This is a genomic window from Oscillatoria sp. CS-180 (genome assembly GCF_028330965.1).
GTDB lineage: Bacteria > Cyanobacteriota > Cyanobacteriia > Phormidesmidales > Phormidesmidaceae > Halomicronema.
The window spans coordinates 1-22,062 of sequence record NZ_JAQMUB010000038.1 but is presented as its reverse complement, the minus strand read 5'-3'; the positions used below and the strand labels follow the sequence as shown (position 1 = coordinate 22,062).

20 protein-coding genes and 3 pseudogenes are annotated in these 22,062 nt (G+C 52.8%); 15 read left to right on the top strand and 8 right to left on the bottom strand.

All coding sequences use genetic code 11. The features are described 5' to 3' along the window. Position 1: 1 nt before the first annotated feature. The 6 genes from PN498_RS09780 (at position 2) to PN498_RS09755 (ending at position 5,559) form a co-directional block, all read left to right on the top strand. A complete protein-coding gene (locus PN498_RS09780) occupies positions 2 to 1,804 on the top strand; it encodes an SUMF1/EgtB/PvdO family nonheme iron enzyme (RefSeq protein ID WP_442951410.1) in 1,803 nt (600 codons plus the stop codon). A gap of 216 nt (positions 1,805 to 2,020) precedes the next feature. Next, positions 2,021 to 2,287: a hypothetical protein gene (locus PN498_RS09775; RefSeq protein WP_272062544.1), complete on the top strand. Its 267-nt coding sequence runs from the start codon at positions 2,021 to 2,023 to the stop codon at positions 2,285 to 2,287. Then, positions 2,287 to 2,733, top strand: a complete 447-nt coding sequence (locus PN498_RS09770; RefSeq protein WP_272062543.1) for a type II toxin-antitoxin system VapC family toxin — start codon at positions 2,287 to 2,289, stop codon at positions 2,731 to 2,733. Before PN498_RS09775 ends, PN498_RS09770 begins: the two co-directional genes overlap by 1 nt. 44 nt (positions 2,734 to 2,777) lie before the next feature. Further along, positions 2,778 to 4,184 (top strand): SUMF1/EgtB/PvdO family nonheme iron enzyme, encoded by a 1,407-nt coding sequence (locus PN498_RS09765; RefSeq protein ID WP_272062542.1) that lies wholly within the window; start codon positions 2,778 to 2,780, stop codon positions 4,182 to 4,184. Between the two features lie 97 nt (positions 4,185 to 4,281). After that, a complete protein-coding gene (locus PN498_RS09760) occupies positions 4,282 to 4,647 on the top strand; it encodes a four helix bundle protein (protein ID WP_272062541.1) in 366 nt (121 codons plus the stop codon). Positions 4,648 to 4,746: 99 nt separating this feature from the next. Further along, the gene (locus PN498_RS09755; protein WP_272062540.1) at positions 4,747 to 5,559 is read left to right on the top strand and encodes a formylglycine-generating enzyme family protein; all 813 of its coding nucleotides are present in this window, start codon (positions 4,747 to 4,749) and stop codon (positions 5,557 to 5,559) included. Positions 5,560 to 5,741: 182 nt separating this feature from the next. Here the strand turns inward: PN498_RS09755 and PN498_RS09750 are convergent, their stop codons facing one another. From PN498_RS09750 to PN498_RS09740, 3 genes and pseudogenes are all read right to left on the bottom strand, one after another. Beyond that, on the bottom strand, positions 5,742 to 7,061 hold the full coding sequence (locus PN498_RS09750; protein ID WP_272062539.1) for a pentapeptide repeat-containing protein: 1,320 nt from the start codon (positions 7,059 to 7,061) through the stop codon (positions 5,742 to 5,744). A gap of 125 nt (positions 7,062 to 7,186) precedes the next feature. Then, the gene (locus PN498_RS09745) at positions 7,187 to 7,684 is read right to left on the bottom strand and encodes an ISAs1 family transposase (RefSeq protein ID WP_272062538.1); all 498 of its coding nucleotides are present in this window, start codon (positions 7,682 to 7,684) and stop codon (positions 7,187 to 7,189) included. 5 nt (positions 7,685 to 7,689) lie between these two features. After that, positions 7,690 to 9,366: pseudogene (locus PN498_RS09740) on the bottom strand (IS1182 family transposase). Positions 9,367 to 9,529: 163 nt separating this feature from the next. On the opposite strand from PN498_RS09740, the gene PN498_RS09735 reads away from it, so the two are divergent. Next, entirely contained in the window at positions 9,530 to 9,670 is a 141-nt protein-coding gene (locus PN498_RS09735; protein ID WP_272062537.1) for a hypothetical protein, read from the top strand. A gap of 370 nt (positions 9,671 to 10,040) precedes the next feature. On the opposite strand, the gene PN498_RS09730 is transcribed toward PN498_RS09735, so the two are convergent. Together PN498_RS09730 and PN498_RS09725 are read right to left on the bottom strand one after the other, a co-directional pair. Beyond that, a complete protein-coding gene (locus PN498_RS09730) occupies positions 10,041 to 10,511 on the bottom strand; it encodes a hypothetical protein (RefSeq protein WP_272062536.1) in 471 nt (156 codons plus the stop codon). A gap of 99 nt (positions 10,512 to 10,610) precedes the next feature. Then, positions 10,611 to 12,248 carry a glutaredoxin domain-containing protein gene (locus PN498_RS09725; RefSeq protein ID WP_272062558.1) on the bottom strand — a complete coding sequence of 546 codons (1,638 nt, stop codon included), beginning with the start codon at positions 12,246 to 12,248 and terminating at the stop codon, positions 10,611 to 10,613. Positions 12,249 to 12,360: 112 nt separating this feature from the next. On the opposite strand from PN498_RS09725, the gene PN498_RS09720 reads away from it, so the two are divergent. Continuing rightward, complete coding sequence (locus PN498_RS09720) at positions 12,361 to 13,293, top strand: LysR family transcriptional regulator (RefSeq protein ID WP_272062535.1); 933 nt, start codon at positions 12,361 to 12,363, stop codon at positions 13,291 to 13,293. 439 nt (positions 13,294 to 13,732) lie between these two features. On the opposite strand, the gene PN498_RS09715 is transcribed toward PN498_RS09720, so the two are convergent. Further along, complete coding sequence (locus tag PN498_RS09715) at positions 13,733 to 15,391, bottom strand: ISL3 family transposase (protein WP_272062534.1); 1,659 nt, start codon at positions 15,389 to 15,391, stop codon at positions 13,733 to 13,735. 125 nt (positions 15,392 to 15,516) lie between these two features. Here PN498_RS09715 and PN498_RS09710 point away from each other — a divergent pair. The 3 genes and pseudogenes from PN498_RS09710 to PN498_RS09700 all read left to right on the top strand — a co-directional run. After that, a pseudogene (locus tag PN498_RS09710) lies at positions 15,517 to 15,930 on the top strand (hypothetical protein); the annotation flags it as partial. 211 nt (positions 15,931 to 16,141) lie between these two features. Then, positions 16,142 to 16,507, top strand: a complete 366-nt coding sequence (locus tag PN498_RS09705) for a helix-turn-helix domain-containing protein (RefSeq protein ID WP_272062533.1) — start codon at positions 16,142 to 16,144, stop codon at positions 16,505 to 16,507. Between the two features lie 46 nt (positions 16,508 to 16,553). Further along, positions 16,554 to 17,090 (top strand): annotated as a pseudogene (locus PN498_RS09700) (IS630 family transposase); the annotation flags it as partial. Between the two features lie 57 nt (positions 17,091 to 17,147). On the opposite strand, the gene PN498_RS09695 reads toward PN498_RS09700, so the two are convergent. Then, positions 17,148 to 18,035: a LysR substrate-binding domain-containing protein gene (locus PN498_RS09695; protein ID WP_272062532.1), complete on the bottom strand. Its 888-nt coding sequence runs from the start codon at positions 18,033 to 18,035 to the stop codon at positions 17,148 to 17,150. A 98-nt stretch (positions 18,036 to 18,133) separates the two neighbouring features. On the opposite strand from PN498_RS09695, the gene PN498_RS09690 reads away from it, so the two are divergent. From PN498_RS09690 to PN498_RS09680, 3 genes are all read left to right on the top strand, one after another. Then, positions 18,134 to 19,261: an alpha/beta hydrolase gene (locus tag PN498_RS09690; protein ID WP_272062531.1), complete on the top strand. Its 1,128-nt coding sequence runs from the start codon at positions 18,134 to 18,136 to the stop codon at positions 19,259 to 19,261. 66 nt (positions 19,262 to 19,327) lie between these two features. Then, a complete protein-coding gene (locus PN498_RS09685; RefSeq protein ID WP_272062559.1) occupies positions 19,328 to 19,603 on the top strand; it encodes a hypothetical protein in 276 nt (91 codons plus the stop codon). Further along, the gene (locus PN498_RS09680) at positions 19,542 to 19,679 is read left to right on the top strand and encodes a TilS substrate-binding domain-containing protein (RefSeq protein ID WP_272062555.1); all 138 of its coding nucleotides are present in this window, start codon (positions 19,542 to 19,544) and stop codon (positions 19,677 to 19,679) included. The genes PN498_RS09685 and PN498_RS09680 overlap by 62 nt, the downstream gene beginning before the upstream one ends. A gap of 101 nt (positions 19,680 to 19,780) precedes the next feature. On the opposite strand, the gene PN498_RS09675 is transcribed toward PN498_RS09680, so the two are convergent. After that, positions 19,781 to 20,701, bottom strand: a complete 921-nt coding sequence (locus PN498_RS09675; RefSeq protein WP_272062530.1) for a LysR family transcriptional regulator — start codon at positions 20,699 to 20,701, stop codon at positions 19,781 to 19,783. A 106-nt stretch (positions 20,702 to 20,807) separates the two neighbouring features. Here PN498_RS09675 and PN498_RS09670 point away from each other — a divergent pair, with 106 nt between their 5' ends. Further along, complete coding sequence (locus PN498_RS09670) at positions 20,808 to 21,959, top strand: hypothetical protein (RefSeq protein WP_272062529.1); 1,152 nt, start codon at positions 20,808 to 20,810, stop codon at positions 21,957 to 21,959. The last annotated feature ends 103 nt before the right edge of the window (positions 21,960 to 22,062 follow it).

The window sequence follows — 22,062 nt, the reverse complement described above, 5'->3', positions numbered from 1 at the left end:
GGTGACAGAGACAACACAGTGGACTGAACCGGCCCAACAGGTTGATCGCTTTGTGGCCCGCTTTGGCAACCAGGCGTATCGGCTGCTCGCCGAGTATGCCGCGTTGCCCCTAGTGCTCACGCCCGAGCTTGTCCATTACTTGCGAGTCGAGTTTTTGCGAGATGGCAGGGTGCCCTGGGAAGCCGAGGTCGATTTGCTGCTGTCAGATCTCTGCAGCCAGGTTGGCCATGAGCTGTATGCGATGGATACCCAGGTGCGGGCTTATTTACTCCATCAGATGCAGGATGACGCGGTGTGGCAGCAGCGGCAGCGAGAGGTGGCTCAAGTGCTGATCAGCTATGTCAGTTATCTCAGCCGCATTGACCCCAAGCGCCGCCAAAAGGAGTTAGACGCTCAACGCCTCGCAGCCATGACCTATCTGGGAGATGAATCGTGTCAGCAGGCCGCCGAGGAAATTGTTGAGCGCTTAAAACAACTGGAGCAGGCCGGAGCCGCCAGGGGCTCAGAGCGGGGAATTCGCGCTGAGCTAGCGCAACTTACGCGGATGACACAGGAGCTGGCCCCGCAGCTCAAGCAACCCGCCCTGGCAGAGTTTGCCCGACTGGTGCAGCAGTTATTGCGAAATCCTGAAGCTGTGAGCCTTGAGGCGGTAGAGAGAGCTTATCAGGTCGGCGAATATGAGCTAGTGGCGAGTAGCTTTCCCGTGAGGCTACCGACCGGCACCCAAGCAACGACTATGGCAGGTTTCCCGCCGCTGCAGACGCTGACCTTTGAAACTGGGCGATGGGTGGCAGAGTCAGACGAGACGGTGGCGACTGACTGGCCAACCCTAGAAGCTCAAACGGTGCAAGTGGCAGAACTGTATTTTGCAGATGAAGCGGAAGCGGAACCAGAGCCAGACTCGGCCACCCAAGAAATGGAGGCGGAGCCAGCGCTGACATCCTTCTCGTTCGAGGTCGCTACGATTCGTCGAGAGGGCGAAACCGATCAGTGGGTGATTGATTGGGTACCAGGCGCAGGACGATTGTATGAAGAACCCCTGGAAGATGACCTGACGTTAGAGATGGTGGCGATACCTGGTGGCAGCTTTGTGATGGGCTCACCAGAGAATGAGCCAGAGCGACAGAGCCGTGAAGGCCCCCAGCACCAGGTGCAGGTGTCAGCGTTTTACATGGGGCGATATCCGGTGACGCAGGCGCAGTGGCAGTTTGTTGTGGCATTGCCCGGCGTGGAGCGAGAGCTGAGCCCTGCTCCATCCCACTTTAAGGGAGCGGCGCGCCCAGTGGAGCGAGTGTCATGGTGGGAGGCGGTAGAGTTTTGTGCCCGTTTGAGTGCATACACCGGGCGGGAATATCGACTGCCTAGTGAATCGCAATGGGAATATGCTTGCCGAGCTAATACGACTACTCCATTTCACTTTGGGGCGACGCTGTCGCCCGAACTGGCAAATTACCATTGCTCCAGTGTCTACAACGATGGGCCAACTGGTGATCGCATTGATGAAACGAGTCAAGTGGGGCAGTTTGGAGTGGCTAATGCCTTTGGCCTGTCCGATATGCACGGCAATGTGTGGGAATGGTGCCTAGATCACTATCATAGTAGCTATGAGGGCGCACCGACAGACGGCAGCGCGTGGATTGATCAGAGCGCTAAGGAAAATAAACCTCGCATTCGGCGCGGCGGTGCTTGGTACGACGTTCCGGGGTTTTGCCGTTCTGCCTACCGCGACATCAACGATCCGCGCGGATCCTACAGCGTCATTGGTTTTCGTGTGCTCTGTGTTGCCCCCAGGGCTCTTACGTAACCCTTTCTTCCTTTTACCCTCTTGCTTTCTTCGGCGCGGAGCGCCTCGATTTTTTTTGACATGGGGGATAGGAGTCAGGAGCTAGGAGTCAGGAGGGAAGGGGCAAAATTCTGGGTGTGGATTCTAGATGCTTGATTAGCTGAGATGCAGGAGGGAGAAAGCCTTTGATAGCCCTAACGTGTACCATACAAAGACAGCTTCTGGGAACTGAATGTGGTGATCAACAAAATCTTAGAAATTGACTCGCAGGGAGAATTGCGAGTACCCGCAGAAGTCTTGCGACAGTTATCTTTCACTCACCAATATCGTCTCGAAATTCGGGAGGGCGCGTTAATTCTCAAACCAGTGAGAGAGCAGCCCTTCTGGGAAGTGGCAACCCCCGAAGAACGAGCTGATCGCTGGTTGACCTGGGCGGAACAACCGCGTCCCCAGGGCGTTGGGTTGCCCGATGAGGCCCTTACGCGAGATGCCATTTACGACTGATGACGCGGTATTTGCTAGACACCAATATCTTGGTGCGGGCAAGTGATGAGCAGGCTCGCGATCGCCCCCTTGCCATCAACGCTGTCGCTCACCTGCTAACCCAAAGCCATGACTGTGTCCTATCGCCTCAAGTGCTAGTAGAATTCTGGGCGGTGGCGACTCGCCCCGCTGAGGTCAACGGTCTGGGCTGGTCAGTTGACCAATGCCAGCAAGAAGTTGAGCAATTTCTGGGCCAGTTTCCATTGATCGAAGACAAGCCTGAGTCTTTTAGACTCTGGCTCACACTGGTTCAACGGCATAAAGTTGTTGGTAAGCGGGTGCATGATGCCCGATTAGCCGCAACCATGCTGGCAAACGATGTTAGTCACATCATCACGTTTAATCTCGATGACTTTGCCAGTATCACGGAAATTACTCCCGTGCATCCCCAGACGATTTCAGCATGATGGATGCTGACGGGCGATCTCGCCCCCTTACCCCGATCTAACCCATGAACGATGTTTTCATTAGCTACACCAGCGCTGACCAAGCCTGGGGCGAGTGGATCGCCTGGGTGCTAGAAGCAAATGGCCACACCGTGCGTCTCCGACCGTGGGATTTTGCCCTGGATGGCAATCTGATATTGAATTTGCATATGGCTGCATCACCAGGGGCACAGCAGTTTTTAGTCGTACTTTCCAAGCATTACCTGGAGCTTCAATCTCCAATCGGCGGTTGGCCTGAAGAATTTGAAGAACAGCTATCAGAGGCGGGTTTCAAACTGCTCAGTGTCCTTGTTGAAGATTGCCAGCCAAGCGGGATACTGGCTGACTTGCCACAACTGAGTTTGGTAGAAGTCTCTGAGGTAGAGGCAGAGACGCAATTATTGGCGGCTTGGTCAGCTTGTATCACTGATGAATCCATTATTTCAAAAGGTCAATCTAGTCAGAGTGGATTGACTGGTTTCCAAGTTGGAGCTGAAGCCTCGGTCATGGAAAATTCAGAAGGATCAATTTTGGCTCTGCCTGAAGATTATGAGTATCGCAATCGCCTCAAGCTACGTCGCCGCATGTTAACGGTACAGGGTTATCGAGAACCACTGACGGACGACCTGAGCATTGAGATGATACAAATCCCGGCAGGGCACTTTGTGATGGGTTCGCCGGAGGATGAACTAGATCGCAACAGCAATGAAGGCCCTCAGCATGAGGTCCAGGTGCCGGAGTTCTTTTTGGGTAAATATCCGGTGACGCAGGCAGAGTGGCGCTGGGTGGCGGAGAACGTGCCCCAGATAAATCGAGAGCTAACGGCTAATCCTTCTCATTTCAAGGGAGACAGACATCCGGTAGAGTCAGTGAGCTGGTATGACGCAGTGGAGTTTTGCGACAGATTGAGCCTGCACACGGGGCGCACCTATCGCCTGCCTAGTGAGGCGGAGTGGGAATACGCCTGCCGTGGACAAATTGCGCCTCCAGAGGGCGCGAATAGCCAATATCCACCCTTTCACTTTGGCGAAACGATTACCACTACAGTGGCAAATTATGATGGCACAGATGATCCTGATGGCGCTTGGTCTGGCTCCTATGGTCGCGGACCAAAGGGGGAATTTCGGCAGAAAACGACGCCGGTCGAGCATTTCGAGGTGACTAACGCCTTCGGACTGTGCGACCTGTACGGCAATGTCTGGGAATGGTGCTTAGACCACTGGCACGACAGCTACGAGGGGGCACCGACAGACGGCAGCGCGTGGGTTGATGAAGATGCTGAGGAAAATCAGTTTCGCATTTTACGCGGCGGTGCTTGGTACAACGATCCGAGGAGTTGCCGTTCTGCCTACCGCGGCATCAACGATCCGCGCGGGTCCATCAACGGCTTTGGTTTTCGTGTGCTATGTGTTGCCCCCAGGGCTCTTGAGTAACTCTTTCTTCTTTTTGAATAGGCATTCAGAATACGGGAGTTAGGAGCTAGAAGGGGAATTCTGGTGGTGTGTTCGACATTGATGAGTTGCCTGATGGATGATGGCTCGTGCTCCAGCGAAGTCTTTTGAAGATCTGATCGTCTGGCAAAAGGCGCATCAGTTTGTCCTGGGCACTTATGCCTATACTGAAAAATTTCCGAAGACAGAAATGTATGGCCTGGTCTCTCAGTTGAGACGAGCGGCAGTATCGGTTCCAGCCAATATTGCTGAGGGCTTCAAGCGCAGAACGAAACCGGATAAGGCGCGCTTGATGAACATTGCCCAAGGCTCCTTGGAAGAGTGTCAGTATTATTTAATCTTGGCGCGGGATTTAGGCTACGGTGACAGTGCCGCCCTAAAACGTCAGCTAGACGAAGTCAGCAAGCTCTTAGACGCCTACATTCGCTCTCTCCTGTCTCCCTAACTCCTAACTCCTATTTCTCAGGGTATCCAAAGATCGACCGGGGTGAGTTAGCTTGGTAGAGCGATCAAAGAGTTGACTGCCCCTCCCCGTATTATCGCGATGGCAAACCTTGTCTTCAAGCCTGAAACCAAAACTGCCCATTACTTCACCGAGCAACTGAGTGACGACGTGGGCCTTGACATGATTTGGGTGCCCAGCGGCGAGTTTGATATGGGCTCTGCTGAGGATGATTCGGAGGGTTACAGCGACGAACGACCACAGCATCGCGTCACAGTTTCCGGCTTCTTTATGGGGCGATACCCGGTTACACAGGCTCAGTGGCGAGCAGTTGTCGCGATGCCACAGCAGAGCCAATCTCTCGATCCTGACCCGTCTAATTTTAAGGGCGACAAGCATCCGGTAGAGTCAGTGAACTGGTATAACGCGGTGGAGTTTTGCGACAGGCTCAGCCAGCATATAGGCCGCACCTATCGTCTGCCCAGCGAGGCGGAATGGGAGTACGCCTGCCGCGCCCAGACGCTCACGCCCTTTTACTTTGGTAATCAGCTCACCAGTGACCTGGCTAACTTCGCTGGCTCTGGGGAGTCTGAAACTGGCGAAAACCGAGAAGGCACTACCCCTGTCGATCAGTATCCCTACGCCAACGGCTTTGGCCTCTCCGATATGCACGGCAATGTGTGGGAATGGTGCTTAGACCACTGGCACGACAGCTACGAGGGCGCACCGACGGATGGTAGCGCGTGGCTTGATGAAGAGGCCGAGGAAGATAAATCTCGTGTTTTTCGCGGCGGTGCTTGGGACTACGATCCGTGGGGTTGCCGTTCTGCCTACCGCGTCAACCTCAATCCGCGCGGATCCAACAACGTCATTGGTTTTCGTGTGCTATGTGTTGCCCCCAGGGCTCTTACGTAACCCTTTCTTCCTTTTACCCTCTTACCCTTTCCAGCATTTTGAGGTCGTGACTGCGCTCTTGGGCGCGTAGCGCCTCGAATTTTTCGGACGCACGAGCATTACGCTGGTGCGTCCGAAACACAAGTGTCAGGGGGTATTTCGAGACTGGCACGTCGAGTTTCTGGGATAGTTCCAGGACGTTGTTAGCGAAGTCGGTGGCAGTAGCGACAGCACCCCCCCAGAGCGATCGCTACTCCAAGTAAGCCAATGATGCGAGTTTTAATTCTGGCTGGACTGGGCTGCTGCCGGGCCACATCGTTCGTTAGGTCTTCAAACTGAAGCTGAGTCACTTCTTTATGCTCGTCAGGGAAGGACTGAGCGGTCTCACGAAGCGAAGTGAGCAGTTGAATGATGTCGCTTCCTTGCGTCCCATAGTTCTGATCGATGGTGGCTTTCATCTCACCCCAGTCGGTATCAGCGAGGTTTCCGACGTTGCCGTGGATGGTGTATTTGGAAGTCATTGCGAGTTTCTCCATTGCGTTGTCTAGAGACCGTTCTAACGCGATCGCTTCACCCCTTACAGAAGCAAGCTGAAGCGCATAAGAAGCCTTCACTTCGCTTTCAACGTCTGCTTTCAGTTGATCTAAGGCTTCACCGAAAATCTCTGTTTCGAGCTGTAGAGAAGCGACATAGGTACCGTTTACTTCTTGTACTGACTGCATTCGCACAGCCGCGTCTGGGTGTTGTTGTCGGACGGTCTGAAGGGATTGAAAGAAAGCTTGCCAGTCAATCCCTTCGGTGAAGGTAATGTCGATAGTATCGACGGCACCTTGTCTAACTTTTATCCACTGTTCAAACTCGCTGGGCTTGAAGGTGCTGTTAGGGTCTACTGGAAGTCGGTCTTTGAATGTTTCTATGTCGCTGTTGTAAGAGCGAAAGATGTAGTCACACTGAATGTTGTCGAAGATTGTGGAGCTACTGATTTGCCAGTCAGTGATGCAAGCTCCGGTAAGAACCATGCCTCTGAAGTTAGCGTCTAGAACAATGCTTCTAGATAGATTAGCGTTGCTGAGGTGAGCGCTGCTGAGGTGAGCGTTGCTGAGGTCAGCACGGGTAAGGTCGGCGCAATTGAGGTGAGCGTGAGTGAGGTTAGCAGCTCTGAGGGTCGTGTGAAAGAGGTGGGCCCCGTTGAGGTCGGCACGGCACAGATTAGCGCCGACGAGATTGGCGTGATTGAAGTGAATACCGTTGAGGTTGGTGCTGCTAAGGTCGGCGTTGGTGAGGTCAGTGTTACCTAGATCGGCTTTCAAGAGATTGGCTCCGCTGAGATCTGCTCCAGCAAGCGTGGATTTTCTGAGCTTAGTTTCTCTAAGGTCAGCGCTGCTCAGATTAGCGTCTCTGAGGTCGGCCCTTTCCAGGTGAGCTCCACTGAGGTCAATTGCCGCACCAGGATTGTCTTGTCTCCACTGATTCCACTCTTGAACACTCCGTTTGAGTCGTTCTAGCTGCGCTTGATTTGCCATCCCTAAACTCTTGCCGCTGTGCCGCTCCAACTATAACTGTGGATAGGATGGATCTGGCTGTGACTGGAGTAGATGCATGAGGATTGATGGAGGCGTGTTTGAGTTGGGAGTCGTGGAGGGCAGGGCTATTTCATTCTAAAGAGATGCTTGAGGGTGTCTAGTCCGAACTGACAAGCTCTCTGTGCTTGGGCCATGTTGGTGAAATCATGGTCACGATAGATATTGAGCGAAAAATTACGAGCAACCGCGAAGATTTGCGGCAACGGGCTCATCCGAATCCTTGAGGCATCTTCCCCTTGCGTCACATCGCGCACGTAGTGAACTTTGTTCTCGACGCCCCAGTATCCTCGAATCCGCTTGGCGATATCCACAGCCGGTTCACCGAAAGAAGCGACATAATAACGAGTTTCTGTTGAATACCGCTCATGCCCACCAACCTTGAATTGACGCTCACTCTCAACTCGAATCAAGGTTTTGAGTCCCGGCCAGGGCTTGATGTGCTCAAGTTGCTGACAAATGCTCACAACGCGCTTCTCTCTTCGCCCGTATCCTTGGTCAGTTTCAGTGTGGCAACGATCCGATACTGTTGGCGAATCGCTGAGAGAAAAATCAGAGTGAAGCATTTTCTCTATCCGCTTTTAATGGGTGCCAGCTTTGCGAAATGTGACTGACGGGTTTTAGCCAGCGGCACCCCTTCCAGCCAGTTGATGACGCGCACCACATTCATCGCGGCAGCCGTGATGATGTGCTGGAGGTGGGTTTTAGCCAAGCCGATATACCGACACTGACGCACATCAAATCCTCGCACCGCTTGCGAAATCGTGCCTTCAACGCCCGCTCGAATGGAAAAGTCCTGCTGAAAAGTCGTAGTGGCTTGCCGGTCTCTCGCTTGCTGCAGAGCTTGGTAGGCTTCAAAGGGCTTCAGCGTGAGTTCGCGGGGCGCTCGTTTCGACTTCGTACAACGGGAACGTGCTTGGCAAGGAGTACAGTCACGCCCGCTGAATTGGACAGGGATAACCGGATTGTCATAGCTGTCACGTCCCGCTTTCCAGGAGCGACTCGATTTCCCCTGGGGACACTTCACGATTTGCTGCGACCAGTCAATCTGAAATTGGCTTAGGTCAAAGGCACCTTCTGTATAAGCTTGCCAGCCTGATCTGGTTGCCACCGGACCATAAAGGTCAATGCCATGCTCTTTTTGGCTACTCAACAAAAGTTGAGCAGACGTGTAGCCTTGATCAACAACATGGCGTTCGGGGCGCAGTCCTTTCGCGTCCAGGGTGGCGTGGATAACCGGTATCGCCGATTGATCTTGCGTGGTCGATGCGGTGGTCTCGACAGGGGTAATCAAGCGGGGCATCCCTTCGTCACAGGTCTCGCTGAAATGCACTTTGTAGCCCGTCCAACTGTTATCACGTTTCCGACTGCGACGGGCTTCGAGGTCATAAGGGGAGCGGAGTCGCAAGGCCCCAGGCGGCGAATCTTGAGTCGTTCGGAGCTGAATCGTTCCAGAGGGCGCATAGTATTGCTGTAACCCGATTTGGCGTCAGGCTTCAAGGGCCGGGAGTTGACGCCACTCAACTGGCACCTTCGAGGTCTCCAGTTGGTGTAGCAGATAGAAGCCATCAAAGCCAATTTGAGCAGCTAGCGCGTCGCGGTCCTACGGCTTTTTCGGTAGACGGGTGTCTTCCAGTCGTTTGCTATAGCGGTCATACCATTCGTCTAGCGCGATCGATCGCAACCAGGTTGGTGACAACTCAGCCAGCGTATTGAGGGCATAGCGCAGGGTTTCGCCAAAAACTCCAGCCGCGTCATCGCTCGCACCACAGCCAGCACATGTGTTGAGTCGCTGGATTGCTGGCCGCCCGCTTTCAGCAATCCAGCTTGTTGCAAACGGACCAACATCAAATTCAGTAATTGCTCTTCAGCATGGCCTTTCAGCAAGCGATTCTCGAAGAGAGGCTTCGCCAACGCGAAACTCAATCAGCACCGAATGGTCAAAACCAGAGTCGGTCAGCTCCAGCGATAGCGCATACTTCCAATCGATGCGGGCACGCACTTGCTCTGCGGCTTGGCGATCCGATAGCGATTCCACATATTGCATCACGGTAACCAAAGCCAGCCGCCAGGGGGATTGAGCTAAGTGCCCGCAGCGAGGATAGAGCGTTGCAAAGTCCTCGTCGGTAAAAAAGACACCCAGGGTATCGCGTAGCCGTAAGTAGAGATTGCCTTTCGGAAAAGCCGCATGAGCCACTTGAGCGGTGACTTCAGGAATGGGAGTAATCGGTTGAGGGTGAAGGGTCATCGGAAAATTTCCCTGATCGTTTTTCCTCTATCCTCTTTCAAAAGCCAGCATTGACAGAGCTGCTTCAGTTTTTTTCAAGCGATTGCTGGCTGATTTTTCTCTCGGCAATTCGCCAACAGTATCGGTTCGTTGCCATACCCCTTGGAGGGTGGAGATACTGCGGATGAATGGCCAAAGTTGGCAATTGGGAATGCCTGGAACACCCCCCTGGTGGATGCAAAATGGTAGCCAGGGGCTGACCGTCAAGCACTTTCGCGGCATAGGTTCCCTCGCTGTGCTCAGTCCGCTATTCCACGACACTTGAATTCATTGTTCAGGTCAGATTGGCTGCGACGCGGGGCCCAACCATTCCCGCTTTAAATAAAGACGCTGAAACATGAATAGTCAAGGTTCTCAGCAAAACATGGGCACTACAACCGTAAGTTTTAGCCAGCCGGTGGTTCACAACTGAAACCCTGGCCATGGAATGCTTTAGCATTCCTGTTTTGCGTAAAGCTGAACGTCATGATTTACAGTGGTCTTTGGCCAACTTATAGTTCCTCGCTCGGTCAATTCATGGATTTACCTACACATCTGACTTCATAAGGTTGCTACATAGGCCAGATGTCGCGAAATCGAATTCAACCACTCAATCTTGACCAAATTAGTAAAGTCGAATTGACAACGTTCTTCGACTATCCCACCACCAGTAACAACTGAAGCAGCGTCAGTCCTGCGACCGTGAAAAGACCCATGTGATGAATGGCAGCAAGCCTGCCGAGTCCGCGCCGGACATCGCTAATGTCAGCGTCAGAGGGTGTGTTCTTGACGGCTTCGATACGGCTAAATAACTGGGAGATCACGTATCCCATACAAACAACAAAAAAGCTAAGTATGGTCAGTGAAGCGCTGTCAAAGTTGCGGTACCAGGCTTGGAGCACAATGCAAAGCGTACCGCTGCCTACTACAGTCATCATGGTGGGTGGAGCCAGTTCGATAATGCGTTTTAGCTCACTGTGAATCAGCCTGGCATCTGAGTCACTGGCTTTCGGACTCTGAGTATTCAACATCAAAGACCAGACGGGCTTTTCTAGATACGAAAGCACCACAAAAAAACCGGTAGCAAACGAGAAAAACAAAATGATTAAGGTAGGCAGTAGTGTCATTACAGGAATCTCCTACTGAATATTCTGTACTTTTCAAGGAAGGGTTATGGGTCGATTCGAGGGCGTACAGCTTTTGCGCTCGAATCGCTCAGCCGCATATTAGGCAACTAGCTGTGCAATGTCTACAGGTAGGGGATAGCGCAGCTTGAGCGTGTCGGTCTCAAGGTTGTTCTGCTTCAAGAACTGAGCAACCTCGGCTTCGATTTCAGGACGGGCAATAGCAACAAATCGCTGCACCATTGACGCAACCGAGCAGGCCACAATCAGGTGAATCAGTTCTTTTTCGGAAAACTGCTCGACAGCAGCTTGAACATACTTGCGCGGTGTGGTGAGTGGCATCTGCGCTGAAATCCACGCGAACTGAAGGGCTGCTTGTTCCCGACCGCTGAATAATTCAGACCCGGCCATGCGTCCGGTGGCAACTTCAAAACAGTCACGAATGCGGGCGATCGCTCGGCGACTATCTTGGGTCGAACGGTATGCCATAAAACCTTCTACCGCCGCTAGGTAGGTATGGTCTTTGGCGATCGCGCTCACCCTTGCCATCAGATGCCTCAGCTCAGCCGAAAGGAGCGTATGCGACTTCTCTCCCATTAGTTCACCGTACAGATAGGCATGGTGCTTCTGTAAGGGTTGAGGCCAGCGCTTGATCCAGTTAGGGAAGAGTCCCAAATTGCCGGTGCCGTAAGCGGCTAAATCTTCAATAGTGCCGCTGTATTTTGCCAGCATGTCTTCAATGGAAGGGCCGCCTTGGGGCAGGTCATAGTCCAAATTCGCAGGATTCTCGTCTTGGGTACTCTGGTGCCGCCCGGCGTCAATTCCAGTTTGCTCGCTGGCCTGCTGGGCCCATTTGCCTTCTAGCTCTAGCCCGGTTAGGTCGTTGAAGACGTTGAGGAAACCGAAGGCAGCGACCATCATTTCTACGCCCGTGATGTAAGCTTGGGCCTGTTGAGCATCGGCTGAAAGCTGTTGAATTTGATTAAGAGTCTCTTCGGTAACAGCATTGCGGGTGGCTTCGGCAGCCAGATTGGCGATCGCTAGCTCTAAATCCCCGTATGGATTCTCGGCTGATCGCTCACCGGCCAGGGCCGCTTTGAACTGTCGAACAGCTTGGAGCGACTGCTCACCCCCCGTGGCGGCACTGTGCACCTGGCAGTAATTACAGCCGTGGACGTTAGAGGTGGAATAGCCGACGGTAAACATGTTCAGCGGTCCTAGAACCTTTTTCCCGTAGCCGACGGCAGAGAAATTGTGGCAGTAGACAAACAGCTTGTAGGCGTCAGGCCAGTGATAGAGATAGGCAAATGTGTTGGGCCAAAAGCCGAAAAAGTCTTTGTAAAACCGCAACAGTGCCCAAGTTTCTGGGTCGGTGCTCCGCGAGCCGTCGGTCGCCGGAATCACCTGGCTCAGCGCCCAGTCTTCGGCGTCTACCTGTGCGGTGACAGCGGGAATATCGGCAACGGCTAGCGACGACCCCCTAGCAGCTTCCACGATTGGCAAAAGGCGACCACTGGCCTGCAGACGCTCTAAGTCCTCAACGCCATTGATGTGATAGCTACCAATAAAAATCTGGGGTACAGTGGCAACTCCACTGAGGCTGACAGACAGATTTTCATTGTGATCGCTGGCTTCGACATTAATTTCTTTATAGTCGAGCCCCATGTGTGAAAGAAGGGCTTTGGCCCGTGCGCAAAAGGAACAACTGGATTTCGTAAAGATTTGAATATTCTGTGTCATAAATTCCTCCATTGTGATGCCGGTTCGGCGCATAACTTCACGATAGTATTGAATATCAGTATTGAAAACCGGCCAAAATGGAACGAAACGTTTCATTTGTGAAACGAATGCTATGGATGAATTTGACCTGAACGATCTCAGAGCGTTTGGCTTGATTGCAAATGCGGGTGGCTTAAGTCCAGCTGCCCGTAAGTTTGGACAGGCTAAAGCAACTTTGTCTCGCTCGCTCTCCCGCATGGAATCGGTTGCTGGTGCACCGCTCTTCGACCGTGTCAATCGAGGGCTGCGCCTGACCCCGTTGGGCGAAAGTCTATTACCTACAGCCGAAGCTGCGATCGCATTGATGCTGGAGGCTGATGAGGTATTGCGCATTACTAAAGCAAAACCGCAAGGTCCTCTGAAAATTGCCGCCAGCGCGCTGACAGGTCAAAAGTTAGTTGCCCCAGTGATTGCGCGGCTCGCGGAAACTTACCCTGAAGTGAAAACGACGCTAAGGGTTACCAGTCAAGGGCCTGACCCAATCGCAGAAAAGCTCGATGTGGTGCTTCGGGTTGGTCGACCTACAGAGCCTTATCTAGTATCTAGCCGTATTGCTAAATCTCCCCTTGCGCTCTACGCGTTTCGAACGCGAGCCTTAGAAGTGGATCTGAATGATGCCTTTGCCGTTGAACAGCTAGGCCGCATCACTATCGACGTAATGGGTGTACCCCAAGATTGGCTGTTGAAGAACGACCAAGGTCAAGAAATGCTCATGAAAAGCGAACCTCTCATCGCTGTCGGTGATCCAACAGTTGCCCTCGGCATTCTCAGTACTGGGCCAGGTGTTGCTTTTTTACCCCAGATTTATGCTGACTCCCTGGTACGAGCAGGTGTGCTAGTCAGGGCTCTACCAGACTTCAACGGACCAAATCTTGAGATTTATGCGGCCCTCCCGCCAAAACGCAGCAACATCCCTGCCGTGAGGATCTTCCTAGATATGCTGAGAAATTACGTAGCTGAGCTTGAAGATGCTTCTAAGACTGCTGACTTTATAACCTTGCTTTAAAGTCAGAGAGCCTGCCATATAAGGCTTTCAGAGATCATCGTGATATTTATCGGTCAATGCCAATTTTGCAAAACAGCGTTATACACCGATACGTTGGGGGAATATGAGGGTAGATAGTGATTGTGAGGCATCCGCAGTCCGGTTTAGAGATTTGGTATAAGGGGTTTTCTGCATATCCCCCGAAAAGATATAGTCCACTTTGAGACAATAAAGTCCTATTTCGAATAATCTAGCTTTATAATTGCTGTATTTCTCTCACAGAAATACTTTCAGCTATCTAAAAGTCATCCGTCAGCTCAAGCATATGATTCTCTATTAATGCTCGTTTTATCTAAAGTGGGGTTTCAGAAAGTGTACTTTTTGAGACAGCTTGAAAACATGTCTCAATCCATGTTGCGTATTCTCGTAACTTCGGGGTCTTGGCAACTTTTGGTGATCCTCAACTGGTCAAGATGAACCGTTTGGCCAACAAGTCGAGTCCAGCGCGGCCAAACATCTGTCGTTTCAGCATTTTGAGTCGATTGTTCAGTCCTTCGACGGGGCCATTGCTGACGTCTAAAGTCAAAGCGGCTTTGACGGCATCGTAGTCTTCCTTGAGGCCCTTCGCAAACGTCTGAAATACTTTGATAGAGCTCTTGGCGGCCTTCGCCAACCAACCGTCCAAATCCTCTGGTAGCCGCTGGCGTACCAGTTCGATAAAGCCTTGGGCGAAGGTAATCGCGTCAGTCAGCTCAGGTTGTTGACAGAGCTGCTCCAGCGTTTGCTCCTGCTCAAGGGTGAGGGTTTCAGCCCGCTGCAAGACCAACCAAGCTGCCCGGCGGGCACTTAAGGCAGTTGACGAAGCAGTTGGATTTTGAGGCGCAGGCCCGCGCCCAGGCAAATCGTTGAGGGTCTCAGGTGAGGGCTGAGTTTGAGGCTGTGACTGACGTAGTTGCCTGGTGTAACGGGCCACGGTAGCATAGCTGCCCGGATAGCCTTGCTGTTGGAGGTCAATGAACAGTTGTTGGGTTTGTTGGTAGCCCTGCTGCCATTGTTCCAGGAGATAGCTTTTGTAAGGAGCAAGGCCACTGCCGCGTCGTCGAATCGTGGGTTGCCATTCGGGAAACGTCTCGTAGGACAGATAGGTGTAGACGGTGCGTTTGCCTATGCCAAGATGATGAGCAATGTCTTTGATTTGATAGTCTTGCTGTCGTAATGCATGGACTTGCTCATAGCGCTCTAAACGCTGAGCCCGTTTACTTTCAGCTTCTTGTTTAGGCACCAACAGGACCGGCGTAGGAGGCTGAGCGGAGGTGCTGTCTTGAGGCGCTAATGTAGCCTGTTCAACTCGCTTAAAGACTGACGTATGGCCTTTGAAGGCTTTCTCCAGAGTCTCTTCAAGGTTCTGCAGTAAGTGAAAGCGATCCGCGACCTGGATAGCCTCTGGTGCGCCTTCACTCATCCCGCACTTGTAGGTTTTCGAGCGGTCGCGAGACAAGATTTCAATGCCTGGATGTGCCTTCAGCCACGCCGCTAAAGTCTCAGCCGTCCGGTCGGGTAAAAGCGCAATTGGTTGATGGGTTTCGAGATCGACCACAATCGTCCCATATTGATGCCCGCGTCGGAGGGCAAAATCATCCACGCCCACAATCCGTGGGGTGCTCTTGTCAGGCAGCGACAATTGGGTGACAAAACGCAGAAAGGTATTGCGACTCGCCTCAGCGTTCAGGTGTTGACCCAGACGAACAGCGGCAGAACCGCCTAAGCTGAGTGCGATCGCTGCGAACTGCTCAGCGTAGCGAAGCGTCCGCCGCGCCCAAGGCGCAACGATAGTCGGCAAGCGCTCCGTGAAGATACGACGACGACAGGCATCATTCAGGCAAAAGAACTTACACACTTCGAGCACAATGATCAGTCCAAACTGAGCTAGAGACAGGTCTTGGAGCGTCCATTCGTAGCGACTATGAACCCGTCCTGTCAGTGACTGGCAAAGGGGGCAACAGGCCATCACTTGGGTGGAGGAAACCGTGACGACCATCTGATGACTCTCAGCATCCATATCCCAGTTCTTCAAATTCAACGCTGAAGCATCGGGCAGAAAACACTCTAGAAGTTCCATAGGACAAAGTTTTTTGGAGATAGTTCCTATGTATCTCTCTGAGGGACATTTGGATCACCAAAAGCTGACAAGAGCCGCTTTGAGCTAGTTGGCCCGCTAGTGACCTATACTATGGTTTACAAACGCTTGCACCCTACTACTATTTTCCGTCTTATAACCAGCCCTCTGGTCTGGTTGAGCTGTTAGTGAATCGAGCGCAGTACGAAGCCTTACCCACTGATCTTCAGCAAATTATCGCGATCGCCGCTCAAGCAGAATACGAGCAAGGTTTTGCGGAAGCCAATGCCGGAAATGCCAGGGCGCTTCAGACATTAATCAATGAACACAGTGTGCAGGTGCGACAGTTACCATCGGATGTGCTGCAAGGACTAGGAAATGCATCTGGTGAAGTGATTGCTGAGATGCGATCCAGCGGTGATGGGCTAATGAAGCGAACTATCGATTCTTTTCTATCAGCGCGTCAAGTCCTGATGCAGTGGAATCAGATGACTGAGCAAAGCTTTTTAACCGCACGGGCACTACCGTTTACTTACGGTTAATAGAGGATGAGTATGATACCTCTGCAATGCTGGCTAACGGCCTCAATTACCCGCCGCAGATATGTCTGAACGCTCATAGCTCACTTCTGGCAGTCGGTGTGCATCGGGATTGTTATGCAGCGTCATTCCACATGACTGAAATATATAGCGGTATGCAATCTAATGCAGTACGCTCATTTGTACCACTAACTTCTGAAATCCAGTCTCAATTATGCGCCCCCACTCTTCCGACTTACGGCAACGGATCGTCACCCTTTACGAGCAAGGGGAAGGCTCAATCCGAGGCTTAGCCGAACGCTTTCAAGTCAGTCCCGATAGCGTTCGGCTCCTGCTTAGACAGTATCGGGCAACGGGTAGTATTGAGCCAAAGCCCTATGCTGGTGGACCTCAAGCGACTCTTCAAGACGAGCATCACGAGGTGTTACGGGACTTAGTGGAGGCGGACAACGATGCGACGCTCCCTCAACTCGCCCAGCGGTTAGCGGAGCGCACGGGCGTTCAAGTCAGCGACAGCACCATCAGCCGCACCTTGGGCAAACTGAACATCACGCGAAAAAAAAAGTCTCAAAGCGAGTGAGGTCTACAGCGAGGCGAAACAGCAGCAACGTCACGACTACTGGCAAAGCATCCGCGAGGTGAAGGCGGAGGACTTAGTCTTTCTCGACGAGACCGGCGTCAACCTAGCAATGGTTTCGCGGTATGGGCGAGCGCCACGAGGCCACCGGGCTTATGCCCAGCACCCGAAAGGGCGCGGCAAGAATCTCTCAATAGTCGGGGCGATGAGCCTGAAAGCAGGATTTTTAGAAGGCATCAGCTTCACTGGCGGCCTGAACGGCAATGTTTTCCTCTGGTTTATTGAAACGATTTTGTGTCCAGTTTTATGGCCTCATGCCGTGCTCGTAATGGATAACCTCCCGGCCCATAAGGTCGATGGCGTCCGACAAGCGATTGAATCGGTGGGCGCACGCGTGGTTTACCTATCGCCCTATTCCCCCGATTTCAATCCGATTGAAAACCTCTGGTCGAAGTTAAAGGCGCATTTGAGAGCCGTTGAAGCACGCAGTCAGGAGGCTCTACATGAGGCGATTACTCAGGGACTTGACCTCATCACCTTGAAGGATGTCCGCAACTGGTTTACTCACGGCTGCTACTGTACTTGACCAACCTGCATACCGCTATATCGTTTGTCTTCCGGTTGTTTATGTGGTCTGACCTGTTTAAAGGACTGTTTCTCTGGTTACTTCAAGAAGCTTGAACAGGGCAGGGTGGAGCGTGTCAGGAGACCAAACAATGGCTGATTCTAATTGAGGCGTGATTTCTTTGAGGGAGCGGGTAACAACGCCTCGTTGCTGAATACGTTCGACAGAGGCATGAATGAGCGATATCCCCAGCCCTGATGCCACTAGTCCAAGAATAGTTTGCTGCGGAAACGCCTCTTGAACAACGGTTGGGCTAAAGCCAGATTGTTGGCAAAAGCTAATAATCGCGTCGTACAAAGTGGGGCCAACTTTTCTGGGAAACAAGATAAAAGGCTCATTCGCCAGGGCCTTGACCGAAATTGAGTCTGAACCGTAGCGGCATAAAGGATGGCCCTCTGGAATTGCCGCAATCAAAGGTTCTTGATAAATCACCTCCTGGGTTAGTGAAGGAGCATCTATAGGCGGATGCAGCAGTCCGACCTGAATGTTCTGGTTCAAGAGGGCATCAATCTGCTCCATAGTGGATAGACGATTTAACTCTAAATGAATGTCTGGATAACGAGCCTTGAACTGTCGCACGATAGTGGGCAAAACACTATTGAGAATAGGTCCTGTGAACCCAATTTGCAGGGAACCTGCTTCACCACGACTTACCCGCTGTGCCACAGCAATAGCGCGTTCCGCCTGCCTTAACGTTTTCTGTGCTTCTTCCCAGAATGCTTCACCTGCCTCGGTCAAGCAAATCGTCCGCTTCGTCCGCTGAAAGAGCGATACATCTAATTCCAATTCAAGTTGACGAATTTGCCGACTCAATGGCTGCTGGGCCATGTGGAGACGTGCAGCAGCACGGCCAAAGTGTAATTCTTCGGCTACCGCTACGAAATAGCGCAAATGACGCAACTCCATATGAACCTTTCAGGTGTTAATTGAGGACTTAAGAGGTGTTGGACATCCATTAAAGACCCATTCTACAGTCACAGGTGAGTAGCTATTTGTGATTGAAAATGATCGACATCAAGAAAAATTGGCGGCTTTATGAAACGGCGCTGCTTCTTTTGGCGGTAGTGGGGCTGACAATACCTGTTGCAAGTAATGTTGCGATTGCCTCTCGTAGCCCGTTCCAAGTTAGTAGGCAAAAGAACCTATCAAGCTCAGCGCTCTCTCGCGAAGACGTATTCGTAGAAAGCGACCCAGGAATCGAGCTATTCGTTCGAGAAGTCACGGCAAGCTCACCGCCGATAGGCGTGCCCATTCTGATGATTCATGGCGGCGGCCCTGGAGGAATTGCATCCTTTGACCTCGATGTTCCGGGCTACTCTCTAGCTGCTGATTTTGCTCAAGCTGGGCACCAAGTCTACATCATGAATGTCCGTGGCTGGGAACGTTCGACTCGGCCCAGCGTGCTGGCTGAACCTGCTGACCATAATCCTCCGGCAGTGACCTCTGAGGAGGCCGTTCGAGATGTTAGTGCGGTTATTGATTGGATACGCGATCGCACTGAGCAACCCCAAGTTGCCCTGATTGGCTGGGCAACGGGTGGACATTGGGCAGGCATGTATACCACTCGGCGCAACGACAGCGTCAGCCATCTGATTATGCTAAACAGCCTTTATGGAGTTGATGCACCGTGGCCGTTGACTGAGCGATTTGAGAATCCTGAGGAACCAGGCACCTTTGACAATAGCGGTGGCGCGTATCGACTGGTTGATTACGACGGGTTTTTGCGAGGGTGGGATAATTCGATTCCGGTAGACGACAAGTCACTGTGGCGCGAGCCAGCCGTTGCAGATGCGTACGCTCGCACAGCGGTTCAGCTAGATCCAACTAGCCAAACACGCACGCCTTTCAGTGCCCGCATCCCAACTGCTTATCGAGAAGAAAGCTTTAATCTTGCTCAGGGATATCGGTATTGGGAAGCACGCGATATATATACCCCGACACTATTTATTCGAGGAGAATTAGATTTTTGGTCGCGCCCGGAGGATGCCTCAACACTTGCATCTGAACTTGTGAATGCTCCGGTGGTAGAAACCATTACGATTCCAGAGGCAACGCATTACCTGTTCAACGATCGTCCAGAACGGGGAAGAAATCAATTTATTCAAGAGACACTCTCATTTCTAAATCACTAAAAATTCTGTTGAATAATGCTTATCCACCACATCCTGACTAAAGTTAATTGGCCGAACGGATTGCTGATGGCCTCATTACTGGCGATCAGTCCTGGAATTGCCTGTAACTCCAACAATACGCCTAGTACCCCTTCAGACTCTGCTAATCAATCGGGCATTTCGGGGCTTGTGAATGCTCAGTCTGATGCACCATCATCCCAAAGTATTTTGGTGAATGATGATCCGCTCTATGCGCTTGAGGGTCACACAGGGCGAGTCTGGGCGATGGCTCACTCTCCCGATGGTCGCTATCTGGCATCCGTTAGCGCTCCAGCGGTGGGTGATTCGTCAATGGCTGATTGATCAGCTCGCCATCAGTCCCCAGTTTCACCATGTCGAAAAAGTGCTGGCGCTCCTTGCCGCCCCCAACCGCAGCTAGACCGACCCGTTTCCGGGTGGGGCGATCGCGGTTGTCGAGCATGATCGCATCCGATGCTTCAAGACGAACGAGTGATGCTCCACCGAGAAAATCGAGTCAGTTCAAACGGGAGTCGGTAACTGCATCCACTCATCAATAACCGTCAAAAAGTTGTGGACGGCGGGAGGAACGACAGTTCTGGGCTGTGAGGGTGCTTTCCAGGTAATGGCTAGCTTGAGCTGGGGCATGGTTTCTCGGAGCGATCGATAGACAACGCCAGAACGGCTGATGCTTTGCAGCGATTCGGCAACGAAGGCGACACCTAGACCAGCGGCAACCAAGCCAATCATCGTGGGTTGTGGGGTGACCTCTTGCACCACCTGGGGACTAAACCCTGCCTGGGTACACAGCATCATGATTTGGCTGTGAAGATGTGGCCCCACCGTCTGCGGAAAGAGTATGAACGATTCTTGAGCAAAATCTTTGATGGACAGATCCGTTTGGCGGGCTAAGGGATGATGTTCGGGCAGGGCCATCATCATCGATTCACACAGCACTTCGCGCTGTTGTAGAGGGGCCTCTATGGGGGGATGCAAAAAGCCAACGTGCAGCTCATCGGCGAGTAGAGCCGCCTCTTGGTCGGGGGTGCAGTGTTCATGCAGGGAGAGTTCGACTGCGGGGTAGCGATCGCGAAACAAGCGCAAAATCTCTGGCAGCACGGTATAGAGTGCTGGCCCAGTGTAGCCAATTTTTAACGTGCCTAATTGGCCCTGAGCTGCCCGCTGAACGGTGGCGATCGCCCCCTCAGTGTGTTCTAGCAGTTTCAGCACATCAGCCAGAAAAATTCGCCCCGGTTCGGTCAGGGCCACCACGCGCTTGGTGCGATAGAGCAACTGCACGCCCAGCAGCGTCTCTAACCGCCGAATCTGGTCGCTCAAAACCGGTTGGGTAATGCTTAACTGCTCCGCTGCTCGGCCAAAATGCAGCGCCTGTGCGACTGCGACAAAGTAGCGCAGATGTCGCAGCTCAATCTGAGAAGTCATGTCCAAAGTATTAATAGTCCAATGCTATTAAAAGCTAGCCAAACATCTATTGGACAAATTATACCGCCAGTTCTTATGGTGATTTTAGTTTTTCTACACACCTGATATGAAGCTCAACGCTATCGCTCGATCGCTCTTGGTCGGCCTGTTTGCCCTGTCGATCGCCACCCCCATCCTGGCTCAAGACCGCGCCGCGCCGATGAACTTTCAGGGGCGCTATCTGGTATCCGTTTCTGATGCCGATATGCTGTCATCGGCCTATGTGAACGGACTGCTGGGACCTCGGGAAGGTCGCGATGCGCTGAGTGTGATTCCCCTCAACGGTCACGTACGCGATTTGCAAGCGTACGAGGTGGAAGCGAGTAACTCGGTGGCAAGTCCCCCGGTTGTGGTTACCGTGACGCCCGATGGCCGGTATGCGTTTGTGACGGAAACGTTTACGCCTCGCCCTGACGGGCCGGCGGAAACTCAAACTTTTGCCGATCTGAGCTTTGGCAATCGCCTCCAAGTCTTTGACTTAGCCGATCCAACGCAGCCAACGCTGGTACAGGACTTGGCGATCGCTGAGCGGCCCGACTCAGTCAGCATCAACGCCGACGGTTCACTGCTGGCCGTGACGTTTCATCCGGCGGGGGCAGGCAGCGAAACCCCCATCGCCCTGATTCCCTTCAATAATGGGCAGATTGGCGAACCGATTTATCCCACCATTCCGGGGTTTCCGCTCGGCGAACGGCTGATTCACGCCGAATGGCACCCGAGTCAGAATGTGCTGGCGCTGGCCAACGAGACCGCTGGCGAGATTTCGTTTGTTGAGGTCGTCGGTCAGGAACTGCGGGCTTGGGGCAATGTGGTGCAGGCAGCGAAAGCGCCGTACATGGTGCGATTTACGCCGGATGGTCGGTATGCGATCGCCAACGCCCTATATTGGGGCGCGGATGTCGAAGGTCGCTGGACGGAAGCTCCGCGAGGCAGCATCGTCAGCATTCGGCTGGAGGCAGGCACCCAGGCTGACGGGTCGCCGCGCCACGCCCTGGTGTCATGGGCTATCACCGGCGTCAGTCCCGAAGGAATTGCCATCAGCCCCGACGGACGCTACATCGTTACGACTAATCTGGAGCGCAGCTACCTGCCCTACGACGACGAGCGCATTACCTGGTTTTCGTCCCTCAGTCTGCTCACCCTTGATTCAGAAACCGGCCAGCTCCGCCACGTTGGGGACTATCCCTACGACGGCATTTTGCCAGCGGATTGCCGCTGACCCGCTCGATCCACAGCCGATGCTAGTGCAGACCCGCTACTCGGTGCCGGTCACGCGCGGCGCACATTCGCTGGTGTTGGTGCCCTAGCCAACGCTTTCACAC

Bases quoted from the DNA above. Each gene is read 5' to 3' on its own strand.
- PN498_RS09735 (WP_272062537.1), top strand. From the start codon at position 9,530: ATGAATGGCCAAAGTTGGCAATTGGGAATGCCTGGAACACCCCCCTGG.
- PN498_RS09690 (WP_272062531.1), top strand. From the start codon at position 18,134: ATGATCGACATCAAGAAAAATTGGCGGCTTTATGAAACGGCGCTGCTT.
- PN498_RS09695 (WP_272062532.1), bottom strand. From the start codon at position 18,035: ATGGAGTTGCGTCATTTGCGCTATTTCGTAGCGGTAGCCGAAGAATTA.
- PN498_RS09745 (WP_272062538.1), bottom strand. From the start codon at position 7,684: ATGCTTCACTCTGATTTTTCTCTCAGCGATTCGCCAACAGTATCGGAT.
- PN498_RS09680 (WP_272062555.1), top strand. From the start codon at position 19,542: ATGGTCGCTATCTGGCATCCGTTAGCGCTCCAGCGGTGGGTGATTCGT.
- PN498_RS09765 (WP_272062542.1), top strand. From the start codon at position 2,778: ATGAACGATGTTTTCATTAGCTACACCAGCGCTGACCAAGCCTGGGGC.
- PN498_RS09730 (WP_272062536.1), bottom strand. From the start codon at position 10,511: ATGACACTACTGCCTACCTTAATCATTTTGTTTTTCTCGTTTGCTACC.
- PN498_RS09670 (WP_272062529.1), top strand. From the start codon at position 20,808: ATGAAGCTCAACGCTATCGCTCGATCGCTCTTGGTCGGCCTGTTTGCC.
- PN498_RS09725 (WP_272062558.1), bottom strand. From the start codon at position 12,248: ATGACACAGAATATTCAAATCTTTACGAAATCCAGTTGTTCCTTTTGC.
- PN498_RS09755 (WP_272062540.1), top strand. From the start codon at position 4,747: ATGGCAAACCTTGTCTTCAAGCCTGAAACCAAAACTGCCCATTACTTC.
- PN498_RS09685 (WP_272062559.1), top strand. From the start codon at position 19,328: ATGGCCTCATTACTGGCGATCAGTCCTGGAATTGCCTGTAACTCCAAC.
- PN498_RS09715 (WP_272062534.1), bottom strand. From the start codon at position 15,391: ATGGAACTTCTAGAGTGTTTTCTGCCCGATGCTTCAGCGTTGAATTTG.
- PN498_RS09675 (WP_272062530.1), bottom strand. From the start codon at position 20,701: ATGACTTCTCAGATTGAGCTGCGACATCTGCGCTACTTTGTCGCAGTC.
- PN498_RS09750 (WP_272062539.1), bottom strand. From the start codon at position 7,061: ATGGCAAATCAAGCGCAGCTAGAACGACTCAAACGGAGTGTTCAAGAG.
- PN498_RS09760 (WP_272062541.1), top strand. From the start codon at position 4,282: ATGATGGCTCGTGCTCCAGCGAAGTCTTTTGAAGATCTGATCGTCTGG.
- PN498_RS09720 (WP_272062535.1), top strand. From the start codon at position 12,361: ATGGATGAATTTGACCTGAACGATCTCAGAGCGTTTGGCTTGATTGCA.
- PN498_RS09705 (WP_272062533.1), top strand. From the start codon at position 16,142: ATGCGCCCCCACTCTTCCGACTTACGGCAACGGATCGTCACCCTTTAC.
- PN498_RS09770 (WP_272062543.1), top strand. From the start codon at position 2,287: ATGACGCGGTATTTGCTAGACACCAATATCTTGGTGCGGGCAAGTGAT.